Genomic DNA, 12823 nt, shown 5'->3' with positions numbered 1-12823 from the left:
CAGGAGCGTGCTATGAACAAATGGATCGCCTTTGGGGCGCTTGTTGCACTTGCGGCCTGTGATGTACCGCAAGCCCCTGTTGTCACGGGGCCGGACGGACAACCCCGCATTCAGATCAATCTCAGCGGGCTGACATGCTACAACACCAAATGCCTTGATATTAATCCGGCTGCACGCAGCGTGCGGCAGGTGGGCAACCGCACAACCCGCATCCCCGGAAATATCAATGTCAGCGACGGCACCGTCACCCCGGCCGAGTTCCAGCAGATGGGCGTTGCCGCCTCATTGGCCGGCGGAATGGGATCGCGCGGGGATCGGGGCTAGATCAGGCTGTCCATCTTGCGCGCCAGTTTGGCGTCCAGCGCGGACAACCCGCCGACGTCATGGGTGGACAGGGTCACCTCGACCGTGCGGTAGACGTTGGACCATTCGGGGTGGTGATTCCATTTCTCGGCCCAGATCGCCACCTGTGTCATCCAGCCAAAGGCGGCAACGAAATTGTCGAAAATGAAGGTCTTGGTGATCGCGTCCCGGCCTTCGACCATGGTCCAGCCATTGTTGAACAGCGGGTCCAGAAGGGGGCCACGGGTCTCGGTCGACAAAAGCTCGGTCATTGCTGTTCCTCCGGGTTCGATTTTCTGAACGGGCCGTAATCCGTCAGAATCTCAATCTCTTCTCCCACCGCGCGGCCTTCGGCGTCCAGATATTTTTTGACGGCATCGGCAAATCCCGGATCGCCGACCCAATGCAGGCTGTAGGTGCGCGTCGGAAGATACCCGCGCGCCAGCTTGTGTTCCCCCTGCGCGCCCGCCTCGACCCGCTTCAAGCCCTGAGCGATGGCAAAGTCGATGGCCCTATAATAGCACAGTTCGAAATGCAGGCAGGCGTGATGTTCGACACAGCCCCAGTAACGACCGAACAGCGTTTCGCGCCCGATAAAGTTCAACGCCCCTGCAATCGGATACCCGCCCCGCTCGGCCAGCACCAAGGCCATATCATCGGCCATTGTAACCTGAGCGATATCGAAGAATTGCCGCGTCAGGTAGGGTGAGCCCCATTTCCGCGCGCCGGTGTCCTGATAGAACCGCCAGAACGCATCCCAATGCTCGGGGCGCAGATCATCGCCGGTCAGCGTGCGTATCTCACCGCCAAACCCGTTTGCCTGCGCCCGTTCCTTGCGGATATTCTTGCGCTTGCGCGAGGACAGGGCGTTCAGAAACCCGTCGAAATCGGCATAAGTGTCGTTCAACCAGTGGAACTGTTGCGATTGGCGCAACATCAGGCCCATCTGTTCGCCCGCCAACGCCTCATCCTCGGTACAAAAAGTCGCGTGGATTGACGAGACCCGATTGTCTGCCGCCAGTTGCACCGCACCCTGCACCAGCGCCGACATGCCAATCGCTTCATAGCCCGGACGCACCAGAAACCGCCGCCCGGTTGCGGGGGTAAAGGGCACGGCAATCTGCAACTTGGGATAATAGCGCCCGCCCGCGTTTTCATAGGCATGTGCCCAGCTATGGTCGAAGATATATTCGCCCTGACTGTGCGACTTGGCATACATCGGTGCCGCCGCAATCAGCATCCCGTCCAGATAGCAGGTCAGATATTGCGGCTGCCAGCCAGTGCCCCGCCCGACCGAGCCGCTGTTTTCCAGCGCCAGCAGAAACCGATGGGTGGTGAACGGGTCCAGCGGGCGCCCGCCATCGGCAGCTTCGGGACACGCGCAGGCATCCCACTCGACCGCAGAAATCTGCGAAAGCGTGCCTACGACCTGAACCTCGATTTGCGCCTGATCCATGTGCCCTCCGCGTCTGACCTTTATCTGTGACGGTCGGGGGTGGGTTCAACCCGGATGCGGGGCCAAATACCCTTCGAAAGTCACATTGTCGGCAACCGCGCGGGCCTGTGCCTCTTGCTCGGGCGAGCGCACGGTCCAGCACAGAATCGGAACCCCTTGCGTCTTCAACTCGGCGACACGCGGGCGGTCCAGATCCGTGACCTCATGACTGATGAAACTGGCATTGACCCTGTCGAAATCCGGAATGCCGCGCAAGTGGTCGCAGATTTTGTCAGACAGCGGCCAGTCCTGCGGATCATAACTGCTGGTTACGATCCCGCGCGGCAGATGCGGGGCCAACCGGGCCAGTTCGGCCACGCTGTTTGGGTTGAAGGACATCAGCGCCACCGGACCTTCGTAACCTTGCAAGGCCCGCACGGCATCCGCCTCAAGCAGGCCGATATCGGTGCCCATCGCGCCATCCTGATCCTTGAACTCGATCAGCAGCGGCACTTTTCCGGCGACCATCGCAAGAACCTCGTCCAGCGCGGGGATACCGTCATCGCCGTGCAGCAATGGGGTGTCCGCCGCCTGCGCCGAGGTGATCCGCCGGATCGGGCCGGGCTGGCCGGTCAGACGCGCCATGTCGTAGTCGTGAAAGACCATCGCACGATTGTCCGCAGTCAATTGCAGATCGATCTCGATCCCGTACCCGGCATCAATCGCCGCCTGAATCGCCGCCCGGCTGTTTTCCGGGCGGTTGTCCGACGTGTCATGCAGGGCCCGATGCGCAATCGGGACCTGCAGGAATTCCGGTGGCAGTCTCGGGGTCATTGGACCTCGAATATTCCTTCGATCTCAACCGCGACACCCAGCGGCAGGGATGCGGCACTGACGGCTGATCGTGAATGACGCCCGGCATCGCCCAGCGCCTCGACCAGAAAATCGGACGCGCCGTTGATCACCTGCGGCTGGGCGGTGAAATCAGCGGTCGAGTTCACAAAACCGGTCAGCTTGATCACGCGCACCAGCTTTTCGATATCGCCGCCACAGGCCGCTTTGACTTGTGCCAACAGGTTGATGGCGCAGACCTTTGCCGCCGCTGCACCGGCCTCGACATCCATGTCTTCGCCCAGCTTGCCGGTGATCAGATCATCCGCTTTCGAAATCTGGCCCGAGACGTAAACGATGTTGCCCATACGCACGAACGGCACATAGTTTGCCGCAGGCGCGGGGGCGTCGGGCAGGCTGACGCCCAGACTTTCCAGTTTTGCTGTGATACTCATGGGATCGTCCTCACCAATTGTCGACTCGGCCGGACGCTACCCGGTCAGGCGCGGCGGGGAAAGCGATAAACCGGCATTTTGCCGATCGGCTGCGATCTGGGCGTAACTTCTCTTATTCCGAAGTGTTGAAGCTATGTCACTTTACCGCGCAGTAGCAGACGCGCTAAACGCTAGATGTTTCATTTGAGACGCGAAACAACTATGTGACAACGACTTGTGCCAACGCGGCACTATATTATCGATTGAAAGCCCGACCCGCCCGGGTCAGGTCACTTTGGAGTAGCTAAGACCGTGTTGAGCAGATTGCGCCTGAAACACCTTATTGTGCTGTCCCTGTTGCCGATCCTGTCGGCCTGCGCCACCCAGCCGCCCGAGCAGGCCGCCCGGGGTGAGGTGTTTGACCCCTACGAAAACACCAACCGCGGCATCCACAGATTCAATCTGGGCGTTGACCGGTTCCTGTTCCGCCCAGCCTCGAAAGGGTACGTGAAGATCGTGCCCGATCCGATGGTGACCAGTTTCAGCACCTTTGCCGAAAACATCTCGTTGCCCGGACAGGCGGTCGACTACCTTTTGCAGGGCAACCCCAAGCAGATGGGCAACGCGTTGCTGCGCTTTGTGGTCAACATGACCGTCGGCGGGTTTGGCCTGTCGGCCCCTGCGGACGAACTGAATCTGCCGCCGGTCGATACGGATTTCGGCGAAACACTGCATGTCTGGGGATTTGGTGAGGGGGCTTATGTCGAACTGCCCTTCTACGGCCCCTCGACAACGCGCGACGCGGTCGGCGTTGTGGTCAACCTGTTCTCGAACCCGATCAATTTCACTCCGACCCGGCCCGCCGACAACCTTGGCGTCTATGCCGAGGTTGTGCGCCGCATGGGCGACCGGGGACGATTTTCGGACACGGTTGACTCGATCCTCTATGAAAGCGCCGACAGCTATGCCCAGGCCCGCCTGATCTATCTGCAAAATCGCCGGTTCGAACTGGCGCGCGATGATGAGGACGCCTATCTGGACCTGTACTCCGATCCCTACGCCGAAATCGGAACCGACCCTGTCAGGGACCCCTACCTAGACCCTTACGAGGACCCCTATGCCGAGTAATTCTTTGAACCGTCGTCATTTTCTTTCTGCCGGTCTGGCCGGATTGGCACTGACCGCCCTGCCTTTGCCCGCGCTGGCCCAGACCGAAGCCAGCGCCAAAGCGCTGGTGAACAGCGTCGTGGCCGAGATCAACCGCGTCATCGCCTCGGGCAAGTCCGAGAACGCCATGCTGCGCGATTTCGAGAAGATCTTTGTGCAATACGCCGATGTGCCGATCATGGCGCGCTATGCGTTGGGGGCCGATGCCCGCTCGGCCAGCCCGGCACAGTTGAGGCAGTTTACCAAGGCCTTCCAACACTACATCTCGCGCAAATATGGCCGCCGCTTCCGCGAGTTTATCGGCGGTGAGGTCAACGTACGTAACGCCCGCAAAATCCGCGCCGGTTTTGAGGTCCGGACCATGGTCAAACTGCAGGGCTCATCCCCGTTCGAAGTGACGTTTCTGGTCTCTGACAAATCTGGGCGCGACAAGTTTTACAACATGTTCATCGAAGGCGTGAACCTTCTGTTGACCGAACGCACCGAGATCGGAGCGATGCTGGACGCCCGTGGCGGCGACCTGAACCGGTTGATCAAGGATCTGAACCGCACAGCCTGACCGGCTATTCAGAAACATCTGGGCCGCGTTGTCGAACACAACGCGGCCCTTTTCGTTCAGACAAGCGCTTTGAAGCCGTGATTGACTGTCTGAAAGAGGGGCAGCCCTAAGGCAAGTAACTGCGCACCAACGCACTGGCGATCAGGGCCCAGCCATCGGCGATGACGAAAAACGCCAGCTTGAAGGGCAAAGACACAATTGCAGGCGGCACCATCATCATGCCCATCGACATCAGCACCGCCGCGACCACCAGATCGATGATCAGAAACGGCAAGAAGATCAGAAACCCGATCTGAAACGCGCGCGCGATCTCGGACAACATGAAGGACGGCATCAGAACGGACAGCGGGGCATCTGGCGACAGTTCCATCGCCTCCCCCCCCGGGCGCAGTGCGGCCATGGCCTGAAACGTATCGCCATCCAACCGCGCAGCCATAAAGGCGCGAAACGGCTGCAGCGCGCGCTCCAGCGCTGGTTCCACCTCCATCGTTTCGTCGATCATCGGGCGGATTCCGGTCGTCCAGGCCTCTGTAAAGACCGGGTCCATGATGAAATAGGTCAGAAACAGTGCCAGGCTGACGATCAGCATATTCGGCGGCGATTGCTGCAGGCCGATCCCTTGACGCAGGATCGACAGAACCGTGATCAGGAACGGAAAACAGGTGATCATGATCGCCAGCCCCGGCGCGAGGCTGAGGACCGTGATCAGAAGGATCAACTGGATCGTACGCGCCGAGAGTGATCCACCCTCACCCAAAGATCCCGAGACCTCCTGCGCGGCCACAAGCGACGGCATCAGAACCGCCGCCAAGACCAGCCCGATCAGCAGGCGCATCAACCGATCCCATTTTGCAGATCGGCAATTTCCGTCAGTCGGACCGCCAGTTGACCCGCCCGGTCGCCCTCCATTTCTTCCAGCAGGCCGCGGGCAACCAACTGATCCCCGACATACAGATCCACCGGGTCCTCGATCCTTTTGTCCAAGGTCAGCACAGCGTTTTCGCCCATGTTCAGCAAATCCCGGATCAGGGGGCGCGCGCGACCGACGGATACGGTCACTTCGATGGGCACCGCGTCAAAAGGGTTCGGTTTTTCAACGTTTTGGGTCTGGGGGTCACTCATTTGACAATGCCTCTTTTGCCTCAAATACATATGCGTCGAAGGCCCGCGTGACCGAGGCCAGCAGCGCGCTGCAATCCACCTCGCTGCGGGCTATACCGACCTGCAACCGGGCCTGTCCCTGCTCGAGCGCGGGGTCTTCGATCACTTTCGGCTTCGGTGACAGGGTGGCGGGGATCAGGGCGTCCACCTCGGCCATACATCCGACCGGCACAATGACCTGCATCGGCTGCCCGATCTGTTCACGCGACATCTCGGACAGATGTTCGACCATTTGCGCGGCAAAGCCCCGGTCGATCATGTCCGGTAAGACCAGATTGGTCAGGCTCTGGAACATCGGCTCCAGCGACAGCGACATGCGGGTGATCGCCTCGGTATAGGTAAAGGACATATCCTCAAGCGATTTGCCCAGCTCGGACGAGATTTGCCCCCGGCTTTGTTCCTGCGCCTGCAACGCGTCTTCCCACCCCGCCCCATAGCCTTGCTCAAAGGCGGCCAGGCGCTGTTCCTCCAGGGCGTCTTCGTCCAGCAGGTGAACCTGCCCGCCGTTGGCCTGAACAGTGAAATCTTCAAGAAGATGAGCAATTGTCATCACACGCGCTCCTCACCTTCTTCCAGCCAACTGCGCAGGATTTCGACCGTCTCCTCCTGCTTGTCGCCAATCATCGCGCGCAACCGGTCAACCGGATCCTGTGACGGGGCCACACCAAGCGCGGGCACTTCGGCCTGCGCGGTCAGCGGCGTGAAGTCCGAACTGCCATCCGGTGCGATTTCGCCGGTCAGCACCGGTGCGCCTTCGGCGACATCTCCGGCGCTTGCGGGCAACAAGGCCGGTGCTGTGGCGGGTTTCATCAGGATCGGGCGGATGACGAACATGGCCAGAACCAGCGAGACCGCCGCCAATACAGCCATCTGAATCAGCGACATCGCGTCCAGATGAATGGACTGCCACATCGATGCCGACACCAACGTCCCCTGCGGGTCAACCGGCGGCAAATCCAGCGATTTCAGGGTGATCACATCCCCGCGGTCCGCGTCAAATCCAACGGCCGAGGCAACCAGCTCCTCTAATGCATCCAATTCGGTCTGCGGCAAAGGCGCGAAACTTTCGGCCCCACTGGCGTCAACCGTGCGCGTTCCATTGACCAGAACTGCAACAGTCAGACGTTTGATGGCACCCGGTGCTGTGTGAACCTCCAACTCGGTTTCGGAGACTTCGTAATTTATCCGTTCGCGCGTCTGCGTTGCGGTCGAATTCGATTCATCACCGCCTGCCCCATCGCCATCGGGCAGGTTCGAGGCGACCGTCACATCCGCAGATTGGTTGCGGGCGCTGTCCGAACGCTCTTCGACATCTGTACTGATCGCGACGCGCCCTTTGGGATCAAAGCGCCGCTCGCGGATCGATTCGGTTTTGGTCACCGTGTCCACGCTGACCTCGACCACAGCGTTGCCGGCCCCGACACGCGCCTCGACCAGACGCAGAACACGCTCGCGCAGTTGGCGGGATTTGTCATCCGCCGTCTCGGCCGCAACCGCAGTGTCCTGCGCGCCAATCACGGCCCCGTTCGAATCGACAACCGTCACGTTTTCCGGCGCCAGGCCACTGACGGCAGAGGCGATCAGAAACCGGATCGCCTTGGCCTGATCGCCGGTCACATCCGCGCCGGACGGCACCAGATAGATCGACGCCGTTGGCGCCACGCTGCGCTGAAACGGATTGGCCGAGCCATTTGCGATATGCACCCGCGCCTGACTGACATGAGGGCTGCCGACGATCGTCCGGGCAAGCTCGCCTTCTTTCGCGCGCCAATAGGCGGCATCGAACATCTGAGATGTGGTGCCAAACCCGCTGAGGGAATCCAGCAGCTCGTACCCGCGATTGCCGTTCGCGGGCAGGCCTTCGCTGGCCAGCGTCATCCGCAGCTCATCCCGCTGCCCGCCGGGCACATAAATCGATCCGCCCCTGATTTCGTAGGGCACACCGCGCTGATCCAGTGAACGGACGATGTCACCAGCGGCACCGCTTTCCAGCCCCGCATACAGCAAGGTCATCGACGGCGCGGTCGCCAGCCGCGACATGCCAAGGATCCCGAGAAACACCAGCACAACCGCACCGGCAACGATGATTTGTTTTCGCCTGTCCAAACTTGCCCAGACAGTTCCGATCTGCTGCACGCTCACCTCCGACTCGCCGACATTCTGCCCGGCGCATCCCCTGTTTGGACGATTGCCCTTAACAATCGGTTAGTCCCTGAGGGGATATGACGGATTCACAGCAGATGGATGAGGACGTCATGGCCGACGCAACAGCAGAACAGGCGGAAACCCCTGAGAAAAAAGGGAAAAAGGGTTTGATGGTCGGGTTGATTCTGGCCGTGGCCGGGGCGGCAGGCGGCTATTTTCTGACGACATCAGGTCTGTTGCCGATTGGCGGCGGGGCTGAAAAATCGGCAACAGATGACCAAACGAAAGAGAGCAAGGCCAAACCCCTTGCGGATGTTGGATTCGTCGATTTGCCGCCGGTGATCATTTCTCTGATCGAAGGCCAGTCGCGCCATCTGAAATTTCACGCACAGCTCGAAGTTAACGCTCCGTACATCGCTGATGTGGAAAAAATACAACCGCGAATCATGGATGTGCTGAACGGCTATCTGCGGGCGGTCGAGGTGTCAGATCTGGAAGACCCGCTGGCATTGACGCGGATCCGGGGACATCTGCTGCGGCGGATCGGGATTGTTACGGGCGAAGGCCGGGTGCGCGACGTGCTGGTCATGGAATTTGTACTGAATTAGGAGGCGGGATTGGAGCTTATTGCGGATATTTTGCTGGTTGCGGGCGCTTTGGGCGCGGGTCTGTATTGCTTTGTCCTGTCGCGCAGGTTGCGGCGATTCACCGACCTTGAAAAAGGTGTGGGCGGCGCGGTGGCTGTGTTGTCGTCACAAGCGGATGAGCTGAAAAAGTCCCTCGACAACGCGCGCGCTGCCTCGGATCAGTCGGGCGATGTGTTGAAAGAGCTGACGCAACGCGCAGAAAGCGTGGCACAGCGGTTGGAATTGATGATGGCGTCCATGCATGACGTGATTCCAGCCGAAGAAGAAAAGGTTGAAAAAGCGGGTCCTAAGGCACCAAAGGTCGAGGCTTCAGAATCACCTGAGGCCGCGGATGAGACCACGCCTGAAGAGCAGCCGAACCAAGACTCCGAAGATATGGCGGAGGAGACCACGGCCAAGGCCCCGGAAGGCCTGATGTTCTTTCGGCACGGCCGCAAGATGAATGAGGCCACCTGATGGGCATCCGACGGGCGACCAAAAGACGAGACCGCCCTCGCGCCGGGGTGCTGACGGTGATCTCACTTCTGATGATCGGGTCTGCGGCCATCCGCGTCGGGTTAGAGGCGGGGCCTGCCCTTGCCAAATCTGCCGAGCCTGAACAGGCCAAAGCCACCCAAACCCCAACCGATACGCGCGACGTTCAGGTCGTTCTGACGGAACTGCTGCGCCGCGAAAAGCGGGTGAAACAGCGTGAAGATGTGGTGTTGGACAAGGAAAAGGCGCTCCAGATCGCAAGCGAGGCCATCGAAACCCGCTTGGCGGCGTTGCAGGAGGCTGAAGAGTCTCTGCGTGCGACCCTGGCGGTTGCGGACAAGGCGGCAGAGACCGACCTGACGCAGCTGACGGATGTCTACCAGAACATGAAACCCAAAGACGCAGCCGCCTTGTTCGAAACCATGGACCCGACATTTGCATCCGGATTTCTGTCCCGCATGCCGCCGGAAGTCGCCGCGAACATCCTGGCCGGTCTCAGCCCCGATGCGGCCTATACGGTCAGCGTCGTCATGGCGGGCCGTAACGCCACCGCACCGCAAGAGTAGACGGCCATGCAAACCAAACCTGTCCTGAACACATCTGGGGATCGCAAATGATTGGAATTGTTGGAATTGTCGTCATTTTCGTGATGGTGTTCGGCGGCTATCTGGCCGCCGGGGGCAAGATGACCATCATCCTGAAATCGCTCCCGTTCGAGATGATGATGATCGGCGGTGCGGCGGTTGGGGCCTTTCTGATCAGCAACGATATCGGCGGTGTCAAACACACGATCAAAGACATGGGAAAGGTCTTCAAGGGACCGAAATGGAAGCCCGAAGACTATCGCGATCTTTTGTGCCTGCTGTTCTCGCTGATCCGCATCGCGCGGGCCAATCCGGTCGAGGTTGAACAACATATCGAAGACCCCGAAAACTCCAGCCTGTTTTCCGCCTATCCCAAGATTCAGTCCGACAAAGAAGCCGTCGATCTGATCTGCGACACGATGCGTTCAGCCGCAATGAACTATGACGACCCACATCAGGTCGAGGAGGTGTTGGAAAAACGGATGGAGGCGAATTTCCATCACGCCATGCACTCGAGCCACGCGTTGCAAACCGTCGCGGACGGGCTTCCGGCACTTGGGATTGTTGCTGCCGTTCTGGGTGTGATCAAAACCATGGGCTCGATCGACCAGCCGCCCGAGGTGTTGGGCAAGCTGATCGGCGGGGCGTTGGTGGGGACATTTCTGGGTGTTTTTCTGGCCTACGGGCTGGTCGGCCCCTTCGCGGGTAAGCTCAAGACCGTTGTGGAAGAGGACAACCATTTCTATCAACTCATAAAAGAGGTGCTGGTCGCCAACCTGCACAACCATAACGCGGCCATGTGCATCGAAGTCGGCCGCCAAAACACCCCTACGCATAACCGCCCCGGTTTTTCCGAACTTGAAGAGGCGTTGAAAGAGCTCAAGCAGGCGGCGGCATGACCCGACTTTTAAAGCTGATTGCTGCCCTGATCGCGCTTGCGTCACCTGCATTCGCGCAAGAGGTGACGGTTCGGTCGGGTGAACACGCGGGCTTCACACGACTGGTGTTCAACGTGCCGCCCGACACGGGTTGGGTTTTGACCCATCGCAAGAACGGGGCGCGATTGTCGGTCGATCTGGAGGCTGCGACCTTCCAAACCAACGCGGTCTTTGGACGGTTGACCACAAATCGTCTGGCCGCAGTGTCGCAAAAGAAACCCGGGGACGGGCTGGATCTGGAATTCGGCTGCGACTGTGTTGCCTCGGCTTTCCTGTATCGGAAGTCGATGATTGTTCTGGACATCGCGCCGGGTACAGCGTTGCCTTCTTTGTTGGCCGATATCCCCCCGCCCCGGCCTGAACCACAGAAGAAACGCGCACGTCAAGACCCCGTGACATCGTTCGAATTGCCTTTACTGTCGATGAGCGGTCAAGCGTTCAAAGATCAGTTGTCGACCAGACTATTGCAGGGCGCGGACCGAGAGGTGCTGGACCTGAACCTGGCCGGAATCCGCCCAAGGCGGTCCTCCGATTTACCGGCTTTGCCCATGATCGACGGCTTGCAGTCGAATGTGCAGCTGTCGACCGTTCTGGACGACCTGAATGCCATTCTTGGTGCTGAATTCCCGCAAATCGATGCAAAACCGGCGTGTTTCACGACGGTCGAGCTTGGGTTTGAAACATGGTCGGATTCGCGACCGTTTCAGGAGCAGGTCGCGCAGCTGCGCGCTGGCTTGTTCAAAGAGTTTGATGATCTGGATGAGGACCGGGCAATGGCTTTGGCCAGGCTGTATGCGTTCCATGGTTTCGGTGCTGAGGCGGTTCAAATGCTAAAAATGCTGGCGGATCAAAACTCTGACGCGGACCGTGTCCAGGCAATCGCCCATATCGTGGACAATCGGCCGCTGTCGGCAACATCTCCGTTTCAAGGGCTGCAACGCTGCGACAGCGATGCGGCCCTGTGGGCGGCGTTGGCTGAACAGGAATTGGCGCCGGAGGCAAGGGTTGAGGCGATCGAGCAGGGCTTTGCGCGGCTGCCTGATCACCTGAGACGCAGTCTCGGGCCTCGGTTGTCTTCGATTTTGGTCAACGCAGAAGAATTGGAAGCCGCCCGGCGGATCTTGCGGTCGGTGGACCGGGTTGAGGATGCAACCACCCCGGCACTCTCACACGCCAGGGCAAAAGTCGCCGAAGCCGAAGGCGATATGGCGGCTGAGGAGGAACATCTGTCCCAGGTCATCACCGCACCGGACGCGCCGGATGAGGCCGCATTGGCTCTGGCCCGGCTGGTCGAGAAGCGATGGACCGACCGGGGGGCCGTTTCCCCGCAGGAACTGGAATTGGCGGCGGCTTATGCGACGGAACTCCGCCAGTCAGAGATGGGGCCGATGATGACCAGAACGCATGCGGTTGCTTTGGCACTGACCCAGGAATTCGACGCTGCGTTTGACCTGATCGATACGCTGCCGGACGGTTCTGACGCGCCTGCGGTTTTGGACCGGCATCTGCAATTGCTGGCTGAGCGTGCTGATGACGTCACCTTTTTGCGGCAGGTTTTGACTTTGTCGGGTGATCAAGCCGACGGTGTATCAACGCCGACGGCGATAGCTCTGTCTGAACGGTTGATGGGGCTTGGCTTTAGGTCCCGGGCTTTTGCATTTGCCAACCGGGACCAAGACCGCGCACGACGATCCGAACGGGCGCGGTTGCGGGCGCGGGCAGTGTTACAGAATAACCGCCCACATCAGGCGATGCTGGAGCTTGCGGATGACTCCTCGGACGAGGCCAGTGCTTTGAGGGCCCGCGCGCTGGAGGCCAGCCAAGAATTCGCAAAGGCCGCAGAAGTGTTGAGCGAACTGGGTGATCTACAAGCGGCCAATAGGTATTTCTGGCTCGCGGACCTGCTGGAGAAGACAGACGCGAACGCAGTAGGTAAATACGTAAAGCTGAGCGAAACCACGCAAGCCTTGAGAAACCCGCCCGAGAGGTTGGCGGATAAACCCCTTGCGGATGCGGCCAACCTGTTGAACGACAGCATCGAAGCGCGGCAGCAGATCAGCACGTTATTAAACGCCGTGGAGTCTGAGTGATCCAGTGCCGATCCAC

General features: G+C 59.9%; 16 protein-coding genes. 8 read left to right on the top strand and 8 right to left on the bottom strand.

Annotation, left to right across the window (positions count from 1 at the left end):
- Positions 1-12 precede the first annotated feature (12 nt).
- Positions 13-324: a hypothetical protein gene (locus tag ACR0KJ_RS09930; RefSeq protein ID WP_170453595.1), complete on the top strand. Its 312-nt coding sequence runs from the start codon at positions 13-15 to the stop codon at positions 322-324.
- On the opposite strand, the gene ACR0KJ_RS09925 is transcribed toward ACR0KJ_RS09930, so the two are convergent.
- Genes ACR0KJ_RS09925 through ACR0KJ_RS09910 form a run of 4 tightly spaced genes read right to left on the bottom strand, consistent with a single transcriptional unit; the run spans position 321 to position 3063 of the window.
- A complete protein-coding gene (locus ACR0KJ_RS09925) occupies positions 321-614 on the bottom strand; it encodes a 4a-hydroxytetrahydrobiopterin dehydratase (RefSeq protein WP_170453594.1) in 294 nt (97 codons plus the stop codon). The two genes, ACR0KJ_RS09930 and ACR0KJ_RS09925, sit on opposite strands and share 4 nt — an antisense overlap.
- Positions 611-1798 (bottom strand): GNAT family N-acetyltransferase, encoded by a 1188-nt coding sequence (locus ACR0KJ_RS09920; RefSeq protein WP_480626566.1) that lies wholly within the window; start codon positions 1796-1798, stop codon positions 611-613. The genes ACR0KJ_RS09925 and ACR0KJ_RS09920 overlap by 4 nt, the downstream gene beginning before the upstream one ends.
- Before the next feature lie 45 nt (positions 1799-1843).
- Positions 1844-2611, bottom strand: coding sequence for a glycerophosphodiester phosphodiesterase family protein (locus ACR0KJ_RS09915; RefSeq protein WP_480626565.1), 768 nt, complete (start codon positions 2609-2611; stop codon positions 1844-1846).
- The gene (locus ACR0KJ_RS09910; protein WP_170453591.1) at positions 2608-3063 is read right to left on the bottom strand and encodes a RidA family protein; all 456 of its coding nucleotides are present in this window, start codon (positions 3061-3063) and stop codon (positions 2608-2610) included. The genes ACR0KJ_RS09915 and ACR0KJ_RS09910 overlap by 4 nt, the downstream gene beginning before the upstream one ends.
- A 291-nt stretch (positions 3064-3354) precedes the next feature.
- Between ACR0KJ_RS09910 and ACR0KJ_RS09905 the strand changes: the two genes are divergently transcribed.
- On the top strand, positions 3355-4170 hold the full coding sequence (locus tag ACR0KJ_RS09905) for an MlaA family lipoprotein (protein ID WP_170521239.1): 816 nt from the start codon (positions 3355-3357) through the stop codon (positions 4168-4170).
- Positions 4160-4768 (top strand): ABC transporter substrate-binding protein, encoded by a 609-nt coding sequence (locus tag ACR0KJ_RS09900; RefSeq protein WP_170453589.1) that lies wholly within the window; start codon positions 4160-4162, stop codon positions 4766-4768. The genes ACR0KJ_RS09905 and ACR0KJ_RS09900 overlap by 11 nt, the downstream gene beginning before the upstream one ends.
- 106 nt (positions 4769-4874) lie before the next feature.
- On the opposite strand, the gene fliP is transcribed toward ACR0KJ_RS09900, so the two are convergent.
- The 4 genes from fliP to fliF are packed head-to-tail and all read right to left on the bottom strand — an operon-like array spanning position 4875 to position 8065.
- Complete coding sequence (fliP, locus tag ACR0KJ_RS09895; RefSeq protein WP_480626564.1) at positions 4875-5603, bottom strand: flagellar type III secretion system pore protein FliP; 729 nt, start codon at positions 5601-5603, stop codon at positions 4875-4877.
- Positions 5603-5890 (bottom strand): FliM/FliN family flagellar motor C-terminal domain-containing protein, encoded by a 288-nt coding sequence (locus tag ACR0KJ_RS09890; protein ID WP_170521233.1) that lies wholly within the window; start codon positions 5888-5890, stop codon positions 5603-5605. The genes fliP and ACR0KJ_RS09890 overlap by 1 nt, the downstream gene beginning before the upstream one ends.
- Positions 5883-6479: an ABC transporter ATP-binding protein gene (locus ACR0KJ_RS09885; RefSeq protein WP_480626563.1), complete on the bottom strand. Its 597-nt coding sequence runs from the start codon at positions 6477-6479 to the stop codon at positions 5883-5885. Before ACR0KJ_RS09885 ends, ACR0KJ_RS09890 begins: the two co-directional genes overlap by 8 nt.
- The gene (gene fliF / locus ACR0KJ_RS09880) at positions 6479-8065 is read right to left on the bottom strand and encodes a flagellar basal-body MS-ring/collar protein FliF (RefSeq protein ID WP_480626562.1); all 1587 of its coding nucleotides are present in this window, start codon (positions 8063-8065) and stop codon (positions 6479-6481) included. Before fliF ends, ACR0KJ_RS09885 begins: the two co-directional genes overlap by 1 nt.
- 86 nt (positions 8066-8151) lie before the next feature.
- On the opposite strand from fliF, the gene ACR0KJ_RS09875 reads away from it, so the two are divergent.
- The 5 genes from ACR0KJ_RS09875 to ACR0KJ_RS09855 are packed head-to-tail and all read left to right on the top strand — an operon-like array spanning position 8152 to position 12807.
- Positions 8152-8682, top strand: coding sequence for a flagellar basal body-associated FliL family protein (locus ACR0KJ_RS09875; protein WP_480626561.1), 531 nt, complete (start codon positions 8152-8154; stop codon positions 8680-8682).
- Between the two features lie 9 nt (positions 8683-8691).
- Positions 8692-9177 (top strand): DUF6468 domain-containing protein, encoded by a 486-nt coding sequence (locus tag ACR0KJ_RS09870; RefSeq protein ID WP_170623278.1) that lies wholly within the window; start codon positions 8692-8694, stop codon positions 9175-9177.
- Positions 9177-9761: a MotE family protein gene (locus tag ACR0KJ_RS09865; RefSeq protein ID WP_480626560.1), complete on the top strand. Its 585-nt coding sequence runs from the start codon at positions 9177-9179 to the stop codon at positions 9759-9761. Before ACR0KJ_RS09870 ends, ACR0KJ_RS09865 begins: the two co-directional genes overlap by 1 nt.
- 47 nt (positions 9762-9808) lie before the next feature.
- On the top strand, positions 9809-10678 hold the full coding sequence (gene motA, locus ACR0KJ_RS09860; protein ID WP_170453583.1) for a flagellar motor stator protein MotA: 870 nt from the start codon (positions 9809-9811) through the stop codon (positions 10676-10678).
- Positions 10675-12807 (top strand): hypothetical protein, encoded by a 2133-nt coding sequence (locus ACR0KJ_RS09855; protein WP_480626559.1) that lies wholly within the window; start codon positions 10675-10677, stop codon positions 12805-12807. The genes motA and ACR0KJ_RS09855 overlap by 4 nt, the downstream gene beginning before the upstream one ends.
- The last annotated feature ends 16 nt before the right edge of the window (positions 12808-12823 follow it).

The sequence above is a fragment of the Ruegeria sp. AD6 genome, assembly GCF_056542325.1.
This window is presented reverse-complemented; position numbering and strand designations above follow the sequence as displayed.

Bases quoted from the DNA above. Each gene is read 5' to 3' on its own strand.
- ACR0KJ_RS09930 (WP_170453595.1), top strand. From the start codon at position 13: ATGAACAAATGGATCGCCTTTGGGGCGCTTGTTGCACTTGCGGCCTGT.
- ACR0KJ_RS09925 (WP_170453594.1), bottom strand. From the start codon at position 614: ATGACCGAGCTTTTGTCGACCGAGACCCGTGGCCCCCTTCTGGACCCG.
- ACR0KJ_RS09920 (WP_480626566.1), bottom strand. From the start codon at position 1,798: ATGGATCAGGCGCAAATCGAGGTTCAGGTCGTAGGCACGCTTTCGCAG.
- ACR0KJ_RS09915 (WP_480626565.1), bottom strand. From the start codon at position 2,611: ATGACCCCGAGACTGCCACCGGAATTCCTGCAGGTCCCGATTGCGCAT.
- ACR0KJ_RS09910 (WP_170453591.1), bottom strand. From the start codon at position 3,063: ATGAGTATCACAGCAAAACTGGAAAGTCTGGGCGTCAGCCTGCCCGAC.
- ACR0KJ_RS09900 (WP_170453589.1), top strand. From the start codon at position 4,160: ATGCCGAGTAATTCTTTGAACCGTCGTCATTTTCTTTCTGCCGGTCTG.
- fliP (WP_480626564.1), bottom strand. From the start codon at position 5,603: ATGCGCCTGCTGATCGGGCTGGTCTTGGCGGCGGTTCTGATGCCGTCG.
- ACR0KJ_RS09890 (WP_170521233.1), bottom strand. From the start codon at position 5,890: ATGAGTGACCCCCAGACCCAAAACGTTGAAAAACCGAACCCTTTTGAC.
- ACR0KJ_RS09885 (WP_480626563.1), bottom strand. From the start codon at position 6,479: ATGACAATTGCTCATCTTCTTGAAGATTTCACTGTTCAGGCCAACGGC.
- ACR0KJ_RS09875 (WP_480626561.1), top strand. From the start codon at position 8,152: ATGACGGATTCACAGCAGATGGATGAGGACGTCATGGCCGACGCAACA.
- ACR0KJ_RS09865 (WP_480626560.1), top strand. From the start codon at position 9,177: ATGGGCATCCGACGGGCGACCAAAAGACGAGACCGCCCTCGCGCCGGG.
- motA (WP_170453583.1), top strand. From the start codon at position 9,809: ATGATTGGAATTGTTGGAATTGTCGTCATTTTCGTGATGGTGTTCGGC.
- ACR0KJ_RS09855 (WP_480626559.1), top strand. From the start codon at position 10,675: ATGACCCGACTTTTAAAGCTGATTGCTGCCCTGATCGCGCTTGCGTCA.